We start from the raw sequence: 16,840 nt of genomic DNA, 5'->3' as shown, positions 1-16,840 counted from the left end.
CAGGGCGATAGAAATGGGGCGATAATAGAGGAGGGCAATAGATGGGGGGGGTGATAGAAAAAAAAGGGGGGGGGTCAAAAGCCAAAGGCTAGGAGAGATTTACCTCTTAGCCTTAGTTTTAAAGACACTAAAAGCCATATCCCAATGAGAGCAACCAACCTGAGGGCGAAGAGGCAGCTTGAGTCGCTCGTGTGTTGAGAGTGGAGAATTTATTGATTTGTGGTGGGAGTATTGTTGCTGTAGAATAGGGGATATAGCCTATTTTGAAGAACATATAATTAAAAAGCTTCACAGCTGCATAAATATTCCAATCATTATAGATCCCTCCGATATTGAACTCAGTCCCACCAAATACTTTTAAATTCTTATTAAATGTATAAAGCACATCAGCACCTATTGGGACGATATAACTAATATCACCACCTTGATAATATCCTCCAAGACCTATCCCTACTCTGACCCCTACTTCAAATCGATTAGTAATCTTATAAGTAGGCCCTCCAGACAAAGAAAAACCAATACCCAGTAATCCATTATTAAACATTTTGTTTGAATAATCAACACCAACATAGCCCGATAAATGGGATAAAATAGAGCCATATTGTCTGCTGCTTGTATTTTGTGTGCTCTCTTGGTTTGCTCCATCTGTGCTCTCTTGAGCATTTGCCCCTATTCCAAAAGTTAATATTGCCAATGCAATCAAAGCTAATTTTTTCATCATATTCCTTATTGTGATTGATAAATATAAATCAGATCCCCTCCGTTGGATAAGAATCCACCTCCCGCTGATGATTTAAAGCCAAAATATTTGATTGAGGTTTCTTGCCCCAATCAAGCTGAAATACCACACAGGCTTGATTGTCTATGTGGTATCTTGTCTTAAAATCTTTTTCTAGTTTTTATATCTTGGATATCTTTTTGGTATTGATTGATTGACTGATAAACAATCTTATTATCAAGCTTATCCATTGTTTTTCTAAAAATTGTGTTTAGCATAATTCTGATATTGTTATCATAGTTACCCTCAATACTCGTTTCAACGCCTCCCATGAGATCGCCAAGAATCCCTGCTGATGATTTTGCTTCAACCTTAAATGGCTCTTGAAGCTTCATTTGGGCTATATCTACATTGACTGTATCTATAGTTTCGCTTGATAGTGGCTCAAGAAAGCTAATCTTTATTTTCCCTAAGGCATAGAGTGTCCCCTCGATTGAACTATTGTCAGCAAATATATTTGACTGAGTTTTTTGCCGCGCTTTTGTGATCTTCTTTTCAATATTGACATTGCCAACAACTCTTACAACCAAATAACCATCTTTTCTGTTTCCAAAGGGAATATCATCGCCTTCAAAACCATCAATGCTTATGACTTTATATCCTTGACCAATAAACATTTTTTCTATGTCTTGTTTTAAATTTTGCTTGAACTGATCCCCGTATGTTTCCTTTACCTCACTATTAAAATTTATCGAGGGGTCAAGTAATAAAATCACTTTATCTGACTTTGGTCCTTGTTGGTTTTTTGTCTGGTAAGTAAAATTTAATGGGGTGATATGATCTTGGACAGGTGCGATACAGCCTGCTAAAAACATCAATAATCCCACAACGATTGCTAAGCTTTTAATTTTCATATTGATACTCCTTATAATCGATAATGCTCAAACCTAATACCATTGCCCTAGCGAGTAGATACCTTATTTTTGGATACCTTATCAATTTTTGCTATTTCATATTTTTTCCTTTATGATTAAAATTTAAAGCCAATGCCAAGATTGAACTTTTAGCAGGTGCTTTGCTTATACTGGGTGCTTGACTATTCTTCATTATTTACCGACCTCCTTTTGATAAAATTGATTGCAACAAAATAGCTATATTCTTAAGAATTACAGAAAAATCATCAATCCCTCCTCCCTCCTTTTATTTAAAAATAAATAATACTTGGCGATAAGTATATTCTAATCAGAAAGGTTTGTCAATAGTATATAAAGTAATAAAATCTAGTCTTTTATATAGTTATTTTATGTCCTATGGATCATGACTGATAGGTGGATTTGGGTTAAAAAGATATAAAATATTTTATCTATGGATACAATCAGATTTTGCATTTTATTGGTTGTGTTTGCTCTTTAATGTGTATGTAAAATCGTGATAATGCTTGATTGGGGAGGTGTGAAAGGATATGAAAGGATATGAAAGGAGGGTTGTGTATTTTTAGTGTCTATTGTCGATAGATATTTGATAGGTTTTAGAGTGGTAATGATTATAGTATTTAAAATATTTGCTTTTGTGAAAATTTTTCTATTTTTGATAAAAGGTAAAATGATATTGAAAAAAATAGCAAGAATATCTTAGGGTGATTGTATCAGCTATTTTAAGCGCTCTGAAATTTCTTTGATGATTGCACTTGCCCCATCAGCATTGATTTTATCCCGCAGGCGCAGACTGATTTTTGAGATATTTTTCACCCCATCAGTATCACTGATTTCAAGTGCATCGATATAATCAAACAACGCATTGGGGGAAAGGTCATTTTGACGCACGATAAGCCCCAGCCCATCTTTTTGGAATTCTAGGGCATTGTAGTATTGGTGGTCATTAGCCCCATAAGGATAGGGGATAAACAGCCCACTCAAGCCATTAGCACACAGCTCCCATACCGTGCTAGCCCCTGCTCTGCCAACATACAGATCAGCGCTTGCTATCTTTTCTACCAAGTTTTTATCAAAATCAAAAATATCAATATATTCTAAAATTTCTAGCTTTTTATAGATTTCTCGCACGCGTTCCAAGTCGTTTTTGCCGCATTGATGGATAACTTTTATCCCTTTTTCTGTGAGTTTTTTCGCACATAAAATCGCAAAATCATTGATAGCTCTAGCCCCTTGTGATCCACCTAGAAATATCACGCACCGCACTGCTTTACGGATACGCGCTTGAGTGAAAAATTCACTTCTGATGGGATAGGAAGTCTTGATATAGTTTTTGCCTTGATGGGTAAAGCTCCCAAAAACTGCTCGTGCAAAGGGGCTTAAAAACTTGTTTAAAGCCCCTTTTATGGAGTTTTGCTCGTGGATAAAAAGCGGGATACGGAATAAAATCGCCCCCAAGCTTGCAGGCCCAGCGCTAAAGCCCCCTACACTCAATACATAGTGGATTTGATGGGTTTTAAAAATATTTCTCACGCACCCAAGCGCAGTGAGCTGTTTATAGAGAGATTTAAGTTTGCCCAAGCCTTTTTGATTGATGACGCCTGAAGTGTTGAGAAAATAGCAATGACTAAAAAGCCCCTTATCGCCAAACCAATCCCTATCTTGCCCGCTCATAGAGCCGATGTAAATGACTTGATTGCCTTGTTCAATGAGCGCTCCACCGAGTGCTTTAGCGATGGCTAAATGCCCTCCAGTTCCCCCACCTGTGATTGCGATATTCATATTGTGCCTTTATCAAGACTCTTCTATCTTCATGCACCTACTTCTTGCTGGATAAAAGACTTGAGCGTATCTCTGAAGCCAAAGTCGGGATAATCCATCATCGAAAGGGCAATTTGCGCGGCTGTATGGTTTTGTGTGTTGAAAATAAGAGGTGCTAGGAAATTAACCATAGATTCTTGCAGATCTTTTTGCAGCACAACAACGCAATAAACCTCCACTTGAGAGTTTTTATCGAGTTCTAAGAGCAGTTCAATGTATTTAGGGATACTGAAGGAATATTCTCTGAGTGCGTATGGATTGACTAAGACCATATCCAAACTCCCATCAGGGCTGCTGATTTTGCTAAATACAGGATCGATTGTTTCTAGCTCTATTTGTGTGATATTTTCAAAACCTAAAATCGGTGCTTTCAATTCATAAAGCATATTTTCTCCTAATAGTTGCTTGCTTTGGGCTTATCATTGTATAATGCCAAAAAGCAAAACCTATACCAAATTTTAAGGATATTTTGATGAGTTTGGACTCAGAGCTCACATCTTACAACCCTAAGGCAATCGAAGAAGCAATTTATAAAATCTGCAAAGAACGGGATTATTTTGAGATTACAGGCAATCAGTCTATCCAAAAAGAGGGCAAGACCTTTGCAATCATGATGCCCCCGCCCAATGTCACAGGTGTGCTGCATATTGGCCACGCCCTCACCCTCACTCTCCAAGATATTCTCACGCGTTATAAGCGTATGGACGGCTATAAGACCCTCTATCAGCCAGGGCTAGATCACGCAGGGATTGCCACGCAAAATATTGTCGAAAAACAACTCCTTGCTATGGGGATCAAAAAAGAAGACATCGGCAGAGAAGCCTTTATCCAAAAGGTTTGGGAATGGAAGGAAAAAAGTGGGGGCAAGATCTTTGAACAAATGGAGCGTTTGGGGATTTCGCCTGCGTGGTCGCGGAGCCGATTCACAATGGATGATGGGCTAAAAAATGCTGTTAAAGAGGCTTTTGTCACTTGGTATAACCAAGGGCTGATCATACAAGATAATTATATGGTCAATTGGTGCACGCACGATGGCGCACTCTCAGATATTGAAGTCGAATATGAAGAAAATCAAGGCAAGCTCTATTATCTCAAATACCCCATCAAAGGCACAAATGAAAATCTTATTGTCGCTACCACGCGCCCAGAAACTTATTTTGGGGATATGGCTGTGATGGTTAATCCTGATGATGTGCGTTATCAGAAATTGATCGGACAAAAAGTTTCCCTCCCTCTTTTAGACAGAGAAATCCCTATTATCGCTGATTCTTATGTCGATGCGTCATTTGGCACAGGCTGTGTGAAAGTCACGCCCGCACACGATCTCAATGACTATGAAGTCGCCAAAAGGCACGGCTTAGATTTTTTAGTTGTGTTTAATAAAAATGGCATACTCAATGACTTAGCACAAGAATTTAAGGGGCTTGAACGCTTAGAAGCCAGAGAGGCTATTGTTGCTAAGCTTGAATCTGCAGGCTTTATAGAAAAAATCCAAGACTATACCAATCAAATCGGGAAATGCTACCGATGTGGGAATACTATCGAGCCTTATATCTCAAAGCAGTGGTTTGTCAAGGCTGAAGTCGCCACGCAAGCTATCCAAAAGGTCAATGAAGATTTGCTGACTTTCTATCCTGCGCAATGGAAAAATAACTACAATGCGTGGATGCGCGAACTCAAAAGCTGGTGTATCAGTCGCCAGTTATGGTGGGGGCATAGAATCCCTGTGTGGACTTGTGTGTGCGGGCATACCTTTGCAAGCACGCAAGACACTCCCACTTGCCCGCAATGTGGGAGCGATAATCTCACACAAGACCCTGATGTGCTCGATACTTGGTTTAGCTCAGGGCTATGGGCTTTTAGCACATTGGGTTGGGGTAATGGCAAGGCAGGGGAGGGGAGCAAATGGCAAGCTGATGATCTCAAAGATTTTTATCCCAATTCAGCCTTGATTACAGGCTTTGATATTTTGTTTTTTTGGGTGGCTAGAATGCTTTTGAGTGGGGAATCCTTGCTTGGTGCATTGCCTTTTAAAGATGTGTATTTGCACGCTTTGGTGCGTGATGAAAATGGTCAGAAAATGAGCAAATCTAAGGGAAATGTGATCGATCCTTTAGAGATGATAGAAAAATATGGTGCAGATGCACTGCGTTTTGCTCTAGCAATGCTTTGTGTGCAAGGGCGAGATATCCGACTTTCTGTTTCTGTGATCGAGCTTGCGAAGAATTTTGCTAACAAGCTTTTTAACGCACTCAATTTTTTGATGTTATACACAGATTCTCAAGAAAAAAATCAAGGCACGCATAGGGGCTTTGAGAGTAAAGGGGGGCTTGAAAATTACCAAACACCGCTTGGCAGATATGCAAAATCAAGGCTCAATCTAGCCACCAAAGAAGTGCGCCATGCCTTAGAAACTTATCGTTTCAATGATGGGGCTAATATTTTGTATCGCTTTTTGTGGGGAGAATTTTGTGATTGGTTTATCGAATTGGCTAAGGCCGATAAACTAGCTGTCTATGAGCTAGGGAGTGTGTTTAAGGAAGCTTGCAAGCTCTTACACCCATATATGCCTTTTTTGAGTGATTATCTCTATCACAAACTTGAGGGCACTTCTATCCAAAACGCTCCTTCTGTGATGGTGTTACCTTATCCTAGCCAGACATTACAAGATATGTCGATTGAAACAGAATTTGAAACCATCAAAGATGTGATTGTATCTATCAGAAGAGCAAAAATGCTCTTAGATATTGGGAATAAAGAAATCCCCCAAGTCACTATTGAGCTCAATGAGGGCAGGGAGTGTGATAGCATTTTGTTACAGAGATTTGCCACCAAGCTAGCAAAGGTCGAACGCATTGAGATTGCCACTGCTAAGCCCCCGTGCTGCGTTTCTGATGTGGGGTTGTATTGCCAGAGTCATTTGAGTCTTTTGGGGATTGATTTGAGCCAGATTATCAAGCGATTGCAATCACAAAAGCAAAAACTCGAAAAAGAAATCAGCAAACTCCAATCTATGCTAACCAATGAAAAATTTATCCAAAACGCCCCTCATGCAGTGCTAACAGAAGCAAAAAAGAACCTAGAAGAAGCCCAAAATAGAATGATCCAAGTCAATCAAAGCCTAGAAGATATGCAAAATATACAAGCCTAATGTTTGTGTATCAGAGGTTTGCCTCAAAGGGAGTTTGGATTTAAGCAAGCGATGATAGATTTTGCGATAGCTCGAGAGAGCGGCACGGGGACTGCATTGCCAATCATTTTATAAGCTTCAGATATGTTGTGATAATAGAAAATAAAATCATCTTGAAAGCCTTGAATCCTCGCACATTCCCTGACAGATAATCGGCGATAGAGATGTTCATATCCTGCTTTGAAAACAAAGCGATCGGGTGCTATGCATACCATTTTGGGTGCATCAGGGTGGATAGGGGCGTGCCTGCTGCTTGCTTGGATAGTGAAACTTGGCTCTTCCCAGCCCCGCACACGATTGCGCGACATATAGATGGTGGAAAATCCCCCGATGGGGTATTCGTGGTTAGGGATTTTGCAGATTTGATTGCTTTGAGCTACCCTTGGGAGTGCGTTATTTTTAAGATCATAAATCACATCTTTAAGCACAGGTTTATAGCTTTGAGGCTTGGGGAAGCAAAAAGGTTGTGTGATATCATCTCTAATCCCGATATAAAAGACCCTTTTTCTATCTTGGGCGACTCCAAAATCATTGGCATTTAAAAGCTGCATATAGAGATGATAGCCCGCAGCACAAAACATTTCTTTGATGGTTGCAACAGCTTTTGTATTTCTTGCAGCAAGCATACCCGATACATTTTCAGCGACAAAGAATCGAGGTCTTTTGGCTTGGAGCACTCGGATAAATTCAAAAAATAGTTTCCCTCTCTCATCATCAATCCCCCTAAGAGCCCCTGCCTCGCTCCAGCTCTGACAAGGAGGCCCTCCGATGATACCATCACAATCAGGGATTTGGGAATCTAAGACTTTCCGTAAGTCGGTTTTATTGATGGGGCGATGGTGGTTTTTCTCATAAGTTGTCCAAATATGCTTATCAAATTCATTGGCCCAGACAATCTCAAAGCCCTCTTGCATGAATCCCAAATCCAATCCCCCCGCCCCAGCGAACAAAGAGATAATTTTATAGGGCATTATGCAAGCATATCAGCAAATTGTTTGAATAAGTTTTTGCTCTCTTTAGGGCCAGGGCTTGCCTCAGGGTGGTGCTGGACGGAGAATATCGGTGAGTGCTTGTATCTAAGCCCCTCAATCGTGCCATCAAAGAGATTTTTATGCGTGATTTCTGCGATTTCACAGATACTTTCAGGGACAGAATAGTTATGGTTTTGCGCTGTGATTTCTACACTTTGGGTGATGAGATTTTTGACAGGGTGGTTGCCTCCGTGGTGGCCAAACTTGAGCTTATAAGTGTCATAGCCGTGCGCGATAGAGAGGAGCTGATGTCCCAGACAGATACCAAACATAGGGATTTTTGCCTCTATGAGGAGCTTGATTTGTGCGACTTCATTTTTGAGCATCAAGGGATCGCCTGGTCCATTGGATAAAAAGACTCCGTGGATTTCTTTGTTGTTGAATCTTTTGATGATATCAGCTGCTTGGAAACAATGGGGCACTACCTCTGCTTGCAAGCCCACAGCGTGCAGTTCATTGAGTATGTTTTTTTTAGCACCAAAATCAATTGCAATGACTTTTTTATGCGTTTGACTAGGGGCGTAGCTCAATGTGGTGAAGTCAAATACAGAATGCCCGTGTTGATAGGCTTCTTGTGTGGAAACTTCAGGGACAAGATGGATATTTTCGATGGCTTGGGATTTTTCTAGGATTTTTTGGAGTTCTTGGGGCTGGGCGATTTGTGTAGAGGCTACTGCCATCATCGCTCCATTGTTGCGGATCGTTTTGATAAGGCTTCGTGTGTCGATACCTGTAATACCTAGAATATTTTGCGCTTGCAAAAACGCACTCAAGCTCTCCTTGGCGCGAAAATTTGAATAAAATCCATTGTAATGGCGGACAATGATACCTTTGCAAAATCCTGCCCTTGATTCCATATCTAAGGGATTGGTGCCTACGATACCGATTTCTGGCATACTGAATATGACAAACTGCCCTGCATAGCTAGGATCGCTGATGATCTCTTGATAGCCTGTCATTGAGGTATTGAATACCATCTCGCCTACGCTCGTCCCCTCTGCTCCAAAGCTCTCGCCTTGCAAGAAAAGACCATTTTCAAAGTAAAGATACACTGCACGCATTATAAAAACCCTTTTCTCCTGAGCTCTTCTTCATATAGCTTTTCAAAGACCAGTTCATATTCATCTGTGCCAACTAAAAGCTTTCTTTTGTAGTGTTTGATTTTTTCGCTCACATTTTCTTCGATTTCTTCATATATTTTGGAGTAGGTATCGATGGATTTGAAAATGAGGTTTTTGATGAGGTTTTCAGATATGCTAAAGTGGATAAAACCCTCTAAAATAATTTCATCAAGGATTTTGTGAGAAAGTTCGTTGTATCGGTCTTCCCATGACAAAAGGAAGTTTTCTCTCTCAGCAATTTGACGTTTGATCATCCAAAAAAGTTGCCTCTCATCAGCACGCATGAATTCGATTTCATCAAGATTTTCTTCTAAGAGATTTTTTGCTTTTTGGTCGATTTCTAGCTCTTTTTTGATATCTTCTTCCAAGATTTTTTTAGCCGCTTCAGCGATGGTTTCTATAGGGGCTTTGAGCTCTAAAAGATTGGAGTTAGCAATGTCTAATGCGATTTTATTGGCTACATGTGGGATATGGTTTAGTTTCAGTCTCATTGCACACCTCTAGTTTGGATTGTGTCAATTTTAGCTAGTTTTAGGTAAATTTCTATTTAAAGCCGATGGGGAAATCATCAAAATAGCAATTTTTCATCAATCGTTTCTTGGGGCTTGCTATCAGGGAGTTTGGAGGTCTGTGTATAGTAGTAATCGCTCCCATTGATGGTCTTTTTAGCCACGCCCTCAGGGATATCAAATTTGCGCTTCAAGCCTGGGTCGATTTTGAGGACATTGGTCATAAAATGTGCAAACACAGGTGGTGAAACAATGCCCCCTGATTCTCTAGGGCCAATAGGAGTGTTGTCATCTCTGCCAAACCAAATGATGGCTTGGATTGAGGGGGTAAAGCCTGAAAACCAGCCATCAATGTTGTTGTTTGTTGTGCCTGTTTTGCCTGCTATTTCTATTCCCTTGACTCGAGCGCGTCTTCCTGTGCCTTTAGAAACAACTTCTTTGAGGATAGATAGGGTCAAAAAGGCTTGCTGGGGCGTGGTAACTTCTTTGATTTCAATGGGCTCAAAGGTCTGTGTATTGCCCTCTTTATCTGTGATACTTGCAATCAATGTGGGCTGGACCATCGTGCCGTAGTTGGAGAGGATTGAATATTCTTTTGCGGCTTCTAGGGGCGAGATAGCAAAGCTCCCTAAGATGATAGACATATCTTTGGGGACATTTTTGAAGCCATATTCTTGGAGCTGGTTATAGACCTTATCAAAGCCCACCATTTCAACTAGATTGATCGTAGCAAGATTGAGCGAGTGGCTTAGGGCTTCTTTGAGTGTTACGAGCCCTTTGAAACTCTTAGAAAAGTTATTGGGGCGCCAATATTCATCTTTTTGCTCTTCAGTGTCATTGAGCACTTCTGTGTCGGTGTTGTATTTTTTGTTGAAACTCCTAGCGACATCAGGGACAGCAGTAGCCGTTGAATACCCGCTATCAAATGCGATTTGATAGATAAAGGGCTTGATACTGCTGCCAAATTGCCTTTTGGCTTGTGTGGCACGATTGAAAGCACTTTTGCTATGGTCGATCCCACCGACTAAAGCGAGTATTTTACCTGTTTGAGTGTCTGTAACAACCATCGCACCATTGAGGGAATCATATTGTGTGAGTTCTTCTTCTATGGTCGCTTGGGGTTTGTTTTTATCCAATCTTTTTTTGATATTTTCATAGCCAAATTTTAGGGCTTCTTGTGCGAGTTTTTGGTAGTCTAGGTCGATGTTGAGTTGGATACGATAGCCCCCTGTTTTGATATCAGGGATTGCACTGAGTTGCTTTAAGACTTCATCAGTCACATAAGGGGCTGCGTTTTGAGTGAGCGTTTGATTATAGACTTGGGGGATTTCAGAGAGGGATTTTGTGTATTCTTCTTTGCTGATCCAGCCTAGGTTATACATACGCGTGATGATGTTATTAGCACGGCTCAAGGAAAAATCTAAATTTTTAGTCGGATCATAGAAACTAGGGGCTCTTGGGAGTGCTACAATCATAGCAATTTCTTTAAGACTCAAGCGATTGAGGGGCTTTTTGAAATAGCCCATAGCAGCAGTTTTGACACCATAATATCCGTGACCAAAAAATGTCTGATTGAAATATCTCTCTAAAATCTCTTCTTTGCTTAAAACTTGTTCGATTTGTATCGATAATAGTGCTTCTTTGAGCTTGCGGGATATTGTTTTATCGCGCGTGAGCACCATATTTTTGATGAGCTGTTGGGTGATGGTGCTGCCCCCTTCGAGATATTTTCCATTTTTGATATTTTTAATCATTGCACGCAAGATAGCATCATAGTTGATCCCGCCGTGTTCAAAATAAAGCGTGTCTTCTACGGCCAAAAGTGCTTCGACCATCTTAGGGGGGATCTCATCAAAATGTGCATAAAATCGGAACTCTGTGTCATAGATATTAGAAATCAAGCGATTTTTGCGATCAAATATTTGTGTGGCCAATTGGGGGTGGTAGTTTTTGATTTTATCGATATCATCACGCAAATCCACCCATAAAACCCCGATATAAATAGCAATCGATGCGACAAATATACCTAAAATCAGCATAATGATTTTTTTCAACATCACAGACCTTATGCACCCGAGTAGTTTCTGATTATTTTACACAATTTTTTTGTTTGCTTGGGAGTATTTTTGATGGATAAAACAACACGCAATATAGGTGTTGGAACCGTTGGTTTTCTGATAGCCCCGACTAAAAATCCCAGATCAAAGAGCTCTTGATGGGCTTGGAGCATACAAAGAGTATTGCTAAAGGGGATTGTGAGGATCATTGTATCTATGGGGCGATTCAAGGAGCGTGCGAGGATTTTTTGGGCCAGAGATTTTTGAGCGTGGATTTTTTGAGCTAGTTTTTGTTTGTGTTTTTGGATATAAGCGAGATTGACTAGGGCTAGGGCAGTGTCAAATACTGAGAGGGCTGTGGTGTAGATGATACTTTTAGCGCGATTGCATAAAAAATCAATCACGCCCTTATTTGCGAGTATATAAGCCCCATAGCTCCCATAAGCTTTTGAAAATGTCCCCATTTTGATGAAATTAGGGGCAATGGAGAGGTTATGGTAGTCAAAATATCCCAATAAATTCTTTCCAATACACCCACTGCTATGGGCTTCATCAACAATAAGCAGGGCATTTTTCAAGCAAGCAATTTGTGCGAAATCCTTTTTGGCAATATCTCCGTCCATCGAATACACCCCCTCAATCGCAATGATCACTCTGCCTTTAGGCGGGGCTGCGTCAATGGCTTCAAGGAGGGCTTGGGGGTCGTTGTGTTTGAAAAATACAGCCCTCTCGCCCAAGCTTTTTGCAGCATACATACCACTGGCGTGGTATTTTTCATCGATATAAATTTTGTCATTTTTACGCACTAAGGCATCAAATAAAGCAATATTTGCTAAAAACCCACTGCCTAAAAGCACGCAATCTTCAAAGCCATTGAGCGTTTTGAGCTCTTGTTCGAGTTGGCGGTGCAAAGCACAATAGCCATTGACTAGCATAGAAGCCTTGGGAGCGTGGCTGTGCTGTGTGCTGATGAGTTGATAGGCTTTATGGGCGAGCTTTCTTTTTTGGGCAAGACCTAAGTAGTCATTAGAGGCAAAATCTCTGATAGAGTCTGCAAAAATCTTGCGTTCTCTATAGAGATGGGCGTGTTTGATGGCAGCAAGCTCTTTGCTAAACATTGCAAAGTTATTTTTTCTCTGTGGAGTTAGCTTGGATAATTTTGCCAATTTCTTCTTGTTTTTCGCGTTGCATTTCATCGATACTTTTCATCACACTGCGGCTATTGTCTTCCATGGAAGAGATTTTTTGATCGATGAAGGTTTTGGTTGGGAAAGTCGGGCTATCTAGGAGCGTTTTTGCCAATGCATTGGCTTCTGTATGCACAGCAGCGTGGAAACTATCGAGATTTTTATAGCCTTGTGTTGAAGAAAAATATTGCTTCCCATCGCCCTCAAAATACCATTTGCCTAAGCGGCAGTTTTGGTGTTGGACTTGGTTGAAGGAATCAGAGATTTTAAAGAGCAGGGCATACAGATTGTTTTTATAGACGGTGTGATCGAGCTTAGCTAGGGCACAGAATATGCGATTGTTGGAGTTATAGATGGCATATTTTGCTAGTTGCGCACCTTCTTTGAGTGTGCTGACAATTTGTCTGATTTCGCTGATATTTTCCTTGACTTCTTCGGTGATATGGTTGGTTTCATCGGTGCTTGTTTGGATATCGCTTGCTTCTTGCTGCATGGATTTGACAACAATAGCGATTTCTTTAGTGGCTTTTTGGGTTTTTTCAGCGAGCTTACGCACTTCATCAGCCACGACTGCAAAGCCCCTGCCGTGCTCCCCTGCTCTTGCTGCTTCAATGGCTGCATTGAGTGCTAAGAGATTGGTTTGTTCAGCGATATCATCAATCAAGGAGATCACATTGGTGATTTCATTGCTGCGTTGGGTGAGCGAATTGACTAGCATAATGGCGTTTTGCATTTTTTCATAGAGATTGTTGATATTTGCAGAGGCTTTGATACTATTGTCTAGCCCTTGGATACCATTTTTCTCAGCAAAAACAGCCTTTTCTAGGATACTCTTGCTTTCAGCAAGTATGCTTTGAAATGAATTTTGGGCTTCTAAAATACCTTCTTTGATACTTGTGTGATAAGTCTGGAACAAGTCAAGCCCGTTATTTTTCTCAAATACAGGTTCAACTTCTAAAAGCGCATAATAGATAGTGTCCCCAATCGTGCGACTTTTGGTTTTGAAAAATTTATTTTTAGTAGAGATATGGCTCGTGTCTTCACTCAAACAAGTGATGATTTCATCGAGTTGGGGGATTTTAAGGGCGTTTTCATTTTTAAAAACAATTTTCCCATTTTTGATACCGATGAGGGCTTCTGTGAGAGAAAATTCTGATAGCATTTTATAGAATTCTAATTTATTTTTGAGTTGTATGATTTCAGCATCTTTTTGAGCCAGTTGTAATTGAAAATTTTTCGTGCTTCCAAACATTTGATTCCACCTCACTGCTTTTGTTAGATTTGATAATCGTTGTATTATATTGATTTTTGCCCAATAATTTATTAAAATAGTGCAAGGTTGGTTTTATTTTACAAAATACTTATATAAACCTAAAAGGTATTAATTTAGTATAGAATATAGTTTTGTTGAAATTCTGAAAAAATAGGGGGTTGATATGCAAAATAGGTTAGAAACATTAGAGTCTATATTAGAGAGATTGCGGGCTTCGATTAGAAAAAGTGGCTTGAAAAACTCCAAACAAAGAGAAGAGATTCTCTCAGTCCTCTATAAAAGCGGGACACATTTAAGCCCTGAAGAAATCGCTTCAGAAGTGAAAGTCAAAGATCGCACAACAAGCATTTCTTCAGTTTATCGGATATTGAGCTTTTTAGAAAAAGAAAATTTTATCACCGCATTGGAGGCAGATAAAAGTGGCAGGAGATATGAGATTGCAGCCAAAGAGCACCACGACCACATCATTTGCTTGCATTGTGGGGAGATTATCGAGTTTGTCGATCCTGAAATCGAAGAAAGACAAATCAAAGTCGCTCAAAAATACCACTCCAAGCTCATCAGCCACAATATGAAGCTATTTGTCATCTGCCAAAAATGCCAAAAAAATCAAACAAAATCTCCAAATTCTAGCGGTTTGCCTCTGTAGAGATCTTTGCTTGCCCTTTTCCCTATGATCTCTTTGAGATATTTAGGGGGCAAGCCATCTGATGGTCGGACAGATCGGATATTGCTAGTATCTAGTTTTTGCCCTTTTTTGATATCTTCAGACACAAAAAGACTGCGGGCAAATTTGCGTTGTTGTTTGATTTTATCTGTTTGGGGCTTTGGGTGTGGCGTTCCGAGTGCGAGTGTGGTGAGGTTGATTTGTGTAACCATCGCTTCAAACTCTTGCGCGTCCATACTAAAAGCACTATCAGGGCCGCCCAAAGCTCGGTCTAAAATAAAATGTTTTTCTATCATCACTGCCCCAAGGCTTGTAGCAATAATCGCTGATAAAGGGCCTTGTGTGTGGTCAGATAGCCCATATTTGACACCATATGTTTTACCCAATTCAGGCATAGACAGCAAGTTTGCTTCTTGGAGTGGGGCGGGGTAGGCGCTGGTGCATTTGAGTAGAGTGATATCGTGGTTGTTTGCTTCTTTGCAGGCTTGGAGCGCTTGGAGTATCTCTTCTTCTGTGGCAATGCCTGTTGAGATGATGATGGGTTTATGGGTTTTAGCGATATGGTAGATGAGGTCTGTATCTGTGATTTCAAAGCTTGCTACTTTATACATAGGGCATTGGAGCGATTCTAAAAGTTCAAGGGCTTCCAAACTAAAAGGCGAGCTGAATATCTTGAGTCCAACGCTTCTTGCAAGCTCAAAAAGCTCTACGTGCCACTCCCAAGGGGTGTAAGCTTCTTCATAGAGCTCATAGAGAGTTTTGCCGTCCCAAAGTGTGCCTGAGTGGATCTGAAAATAAGGGTTTTGCACATCTAAAGTCAAGCAATCAGGGGTATAAGTCTGGAGTTTGATAGCATCCCCACCGCATTTTTTGACCGCTAAAATGGATTGTTTGGCGATATCTAGGCTTTGGTTGTGGTTAGCACTCAGCTCGGCTATAATCATGGGTCTAGGCATATGGATTCCTTTTGGTGTATATCAGTGCGTCTTCATAGGTATGGTTGTGATAGATAAATTCTATCAATCGCCCCTCTAGGTGGTATTGGTGCTTTTGATAAAAATTGATAGCTTTTTGGTTGCTTGCCATCACTTCTAAATGCAGAGTATGCAAGGCAAATTCTTTGAAGGCGATATATTCAAGGCTTGCTAAGATTTCTTTGCCTACATTTTGGAGATCGGGGTTTTTGTATAGCCCTAAATAGCCGTGGCGATGGGTTTTGTTGATTCTTGTGAGTGAGCCTACGCCCAGTGAAATCTGTCCTTTTTTGAATAGCCAGTAGTGGCTGTTGGGATTGGATTTGAGCTCGGTGATGAATTGGAGATGGGTGTCTAAAAATATCGTTTGTGCATACATCCATCGTGAGGTTTGGGGATTGTTTCTAAAACTCAAGACTTCCAGGGATTGCATATCGCTCAAATGCGTGAAATTTAAGGCCAATATATCGCCGATAGTGAAATTCATCTCTTGCTCCTTGGTTTTGTGAGGATTGCTTGGAGTTGGCTTGCAAGGAGTGTGCCAAAGGGGATATTTTGATATTGCGCAATCATTATAGCTCGTTTATCTACGGACTCTAATGCTTTGAGATCTTGGGGGAGTGCGTGCAGATTGCTGATTTGCATTGCACCTGTATTTTCCCAGTTTTTGGCCTGAAATGTTTGATTTGAAGCTGTGGGTATGATGAGCGTGGGGACTTGCGCCATAGCCAGTTCAATGAGCGTGCCTCCCCCTGCAGATATTGCCCCATCGCAGCGATGCATTAAAGCAGCCATTTGTGCAGCGCAAAGATTGGAGTAGAGCGTGATGGGTGCATTATGGGGGATTTCAAAGGGCGTGGGCGTGATGATATGGAGATGATAGGGGCTGTTTTGGAGGATTTTAGCGACTTTTTGTGTATAGCCCAAAGGATCTGTGCCACCAAAGGCTATAAAAAGATCTCGGAGATATTTTTTAGGTTTTTTGGTATTTAAAAATATGCGATCGATGAGGGAGTATTCTATCCCTGCTAGGCAGTTTTGTGTCGCTTTATACAGACTTTTAGCTCCCAATGCACCATTGATAATGATAGCATTAGGGGGGTAGGGGATACGATGGTAATCATCAAAGACAAAGAGTTGGCCTGCTTGCTTGCTGACATCTGTATAAAATGCATGATTTGCCTCATAGCTATCGATAAAGACAATATCTTCAGAGGTAAGGCCATTTGGCAGGGTCACTAGCCAATCGTGATGGCAGTCTGAGAGGGGGAAAGCTTGTGCGCCGCGTTGATAGATGGTAGCTTGATAGCCTAGGGTTTTTAGCAGATTTTTTAGGCGATAGCACCGCATTAAATGCCCC

Annotated in this window: 14 protein-coding genes and 1 pseudogene; 2 read left to right on the top strand and 13 right to left on the bottom strand. The window is 40.8% G+C overall.

What is annotated here, in order from left to right; genetic code table 11:
- Positions 1–127: 127 nt before the first annotated feature.
- The 4 genes from BKH46_RS03800 to fliW all read right to left on the bottom strand — a co-directional run bounded on the left by BKH46_RS03800 (position 128) and on the right by fliW (position 3,857).
- Positions 128–718 (bottom strand): hypothetical protein, encoded by a 591-nt coding sequence (locus BKH46_RS03800; RefSeq protein ID WP_095225499.1) that lies wholly within the window; start codon positions 716–718, stop codon positions 128–130.
- 161 nt (positions 719–879) lie between these two features.
- Positions 880–1,632 carry an HpaA family protein gene (locus BKH46_RS03795; RefSeq protein WP_095225498.1) on the bottom strand — a complete coding sequence of 251 codons (753 nt, stop codon included), beginning with the start codon at positions 1,630–1,632 and terminating at the stop codon, positions 880–882.
- 735 nt (positions 1,633–2,367) lie between these two features.
- A complete protein-coding gene (murG, locus tag BKH46_RS03790; RefSeq protein ID WP_095225497.1) occupies positions 2,368–3,432 on the bottom strand; it encodes an undecaprenyldiphospho-muramoylpentapeptide beta-N-acetylglucosaminyltransferase in 1,065 nt (354 codons plus the stop codon).
- 29 nt (positions 3,433–3,461) lie between these two features.
- Positions 3,462–3,857: a flagellar assembly protein FliW gene (gene fliW, locus BKH46_RS03785; protein WP_095225496.1), complete on the bottom strand. Its 396-nt coding sequence runs from the start codon at positions 3,855–3,857 to the stop codon at positions 3,462–3,464.
- A gap of 86 nt (positions 3,858–3,943) precedes the next feature.
- Between fliW and BKH46_RS03780 the strand changes: the two genes are divergently transcribed.
- Positions 3,944–6,622, top strand: coding sequence for a valine--tRNA ligase (locus BKH46_RS03780; protein WP_095225495.1), 2,679 nt, complete (start codon positions 3,944–3,946; stop codon positions 6,620–6,622).
- Between the two features lie 23 nt (positions 6,623–6,645).
- Here the strand turns inward: BKH46_RS03780 and BKH46_RS03775 are convergent, their stop codons facing one another.
- The 6 genes and pseudogenes from BKH46_RS03775 to BKH46_RS03750 form a co-directional block, all read right to left on the bottom strand.
- On the bottom strand, positions 6,646–7,632 hold the full coding sequence (locus tag BKH46_RS03775; RefSeq protein ID WP_095225494.1) for a DNA cytosine methyltransferase: 987 nt from the start codon (positions 7,630–7,632) through the stop codon (positions 6,646–6,648).
- On the bottom strand, positions 7,632–8,753 hold the full coding sequence (gene carA, locus BKH46_RS03770; protein ID WP_095225493.1) for a glutamine-hydrolyzing carbamoyl-phosphate synthase small subunit: 1,122 nt from the start codon (positions 8,751–8,753) through the stop codon (positions 7,632–7,634). Before carA ends, BKH46_RS03775 begins: the two co-directional genes overlap by 1 nt.
- A complete protein-coding gene (locus tag BKH46_RS03765) occupies positions 8,753–9,304 on the bottom strand; it encodes a DUF507 family protein (protein WP_095225492.1) in 552 nt (183 codons plus the stop codon). Before BKH46_RS03765 ends, carA begins: the two co-directional genes overlap by 1 nt.
- A gap of 161 nt (positions 9,305–9,465) precedes the next feature.
- Positions 9,466–11,379 (bottom strand): annotated as a pseudogene (locus BKH46_RS03760) (PBP1A family penicillin-binding protein); the annotation flags it as partial.
- Between the two features lie 8 nt (positions 11,380–11,387).
- On the bottom strand, positions 11,388–12,545 hold the full coding sequence (locus BKH46_RS03755) for a pyridoxal phosphate-dependent aminotransferase family protein (protein WP_253248295.1): 1,158 nt from the start codon (positions 12,543–12,545) through the stop codon (positions 11,388–11,390).
- On the bottom strand, positions 12,505–13,818 hold the full coding sequence (locus BKH46_RS03750) for a methyl-accepting chemotaxis protein (RefSeq protein WP_095225490.1): 1,314 nt from the start codon (positions 13,816–13,818) through the stop codon (positions 12,505–12,507). The genes BKH46_RS03755 and BKH46_RS03750 overlap by 41 nt, the downstream gene beginning before the upstream one ends.
- Before the next feature lie 184 nt (positions 13,819–14,002).
- Here BKH46_RS03750 and BKH46_RS03745 point away from each other — a divergent pair, with 184 nt between their 5' ends.
- Positions 14,003–14,488: a Fur family transcriptional regulator gene (locus BKH46_RS03745; protein ID WP_095225489.1), complete on the top strand. Its 486-nt coding sequence runs from the start codon at positions 14,003–14,005 to the stop codon at positions 14,486–14,488.
- Here the strand turns inward: BKH46_RS03745 and pseI are convergent.
- The 3 genes from pseI to BKH46_RS03730 are packed head-to-tail and all read right to left on the bottom strand — an operon-like array spanning position 14,449 to position 16,830.
- Positions 14,449–15,462, bottom strand: a complete 1,014-nt coding sequence (pseI, locus tag BKH46_RS03740) for a pseudaminic acid synthase (RefSeq protein WP_095225488.1) — start codon at positions 15,460–15,462, stop codon at positions 14,449–14,451. The genes BKH46_RS03745 and pseI overlap by 40 nt on opposite strands.
- Entirely contained in the window at positions 15,455–15,967 is a 513-nt protein-coding gene (gene pseH, locus BKH46_RS03735) for a UDP-4-amino-4,6-dideoxy-N-acetyl-beta-L-altrosamine N-acetyltransferase (protein ID WP_095225487.1), read from the bottom strand. The genes pseI and pseH overlap by 8 nt, the downstream gene beginning before the upstream one ends.
- A complete protein-coding gene (locus tag BKH46_RS03730) occupies positions 15,964–16,830 on the bottom strand; it encodes a hypothetical protein (RefSeq protein WP_095225486.1) in 867 nt (288 codons plus the stop codon). Before BKH46_RS03730 ends, pseH begins: the two co-directional genes overlap by 4 nt.
- Between the last annotated feature and the right edge of the window lie 10 nt (positions 16,831–16,840).

Origin of the sequence: Helicobacter sp. 12S02634-8, assembly GCF_002272865.1 — a bacterium.
Classification (GTDB): Bacteria; Campylobacterota; Campylobacteria; order Campylobacterales; family Helicobacteraceae; genus Helicobacter_J.
Note: the sequence above shows the minus strand (reverse complement) of the source record. Positions and strands in the feature narration are given on the sequence as shown.

Coding starts and splice junctions, on each gene's coding strand:
- BKH46_RS03800 (WP_095225499.1), bottom strand. CDS start 718: ATGAAAAAATTAGCTTTGATTGCATTGGCAATATTAACTTTTGGAATA.
- BKH46_RS03775 (WP_095225494.1), bottom strand. CDS start 7,632: ATGCCCTATAAAATTATCTCTTTGTTCGCTGGGGCGGGGGGATTGGAT.
- BKH46_RS03765 (WP_095225492.1), bottom strand. CDS start 9,304: ATGAGACTGAAACTAAACCATATCCCACATGTAGCCAATAAAATCGCA.
- BKH46_RS03730 (WP_095225486.1), bottom strand. CDS start 16,830: ATGCGGTGCTATCGCCTAAAAAATCTGCTAAAAACCCTAGGCTATCAA.
- pseH (WP_095225487.1), bottom strand. CDS start 15,967: ATGAATTTCACTATCGGCGATATATTGGCCTTAAATTTCACGCATTTG.
- fliW (WP_095225496.1), bottom strand. CDS start 3,857: ATGCTTTATGAATTGAAAGCACCGATTTTAGGTTTTGAAAATATCACA.
- murG (WP_095225497.1), bottom strand. CDS start 3,432: ATGAATATCGCAATCACAGGTGGGGGAACTGGAGGGCATTTAGCCATC.
- pseI (WP_095225488.1), bottom strand. CDS start 15,462: ATGCCTAGACCCATGATTATAGCCGAGCTGAGTGCTAACCACAACCAA.
- BKH46_RS03745 (WP_095225489.1), top strand. CDS start 14,003: ATGCAAAATAGGTTAGAAACATTAGAGTCTATATTAGAGAGATTGCGG.
- BKH46_RS03795 (WP_095225498.1), bottom strand. CDS start 1,632: ATGAAAATTAAAAGCTTAGCAATCGTTGTGGGATTATTGATGTTTTTA.
- carA (WP_095225493.1), bottom strand. CDS start 8,753: ATGCGTGCAGTGTATCTTTACTTTGAAAATGGTCTTTTCTTGCAAGGC.
- BKH46_RS03780 (WP_095225495.1), top strand. CDS start 3,944: ATGAGTTTGGACTCAGAGCTCACATCTTACAACCCTAAGGCAATCGAA.
- BKH46_RS03750 (WP_095225490.1), bottom strand. CDS start 13,818: ATGTTTGGAAGCACGAAAAATTTTCAATTACAACTGGCTCAAAAAGAT.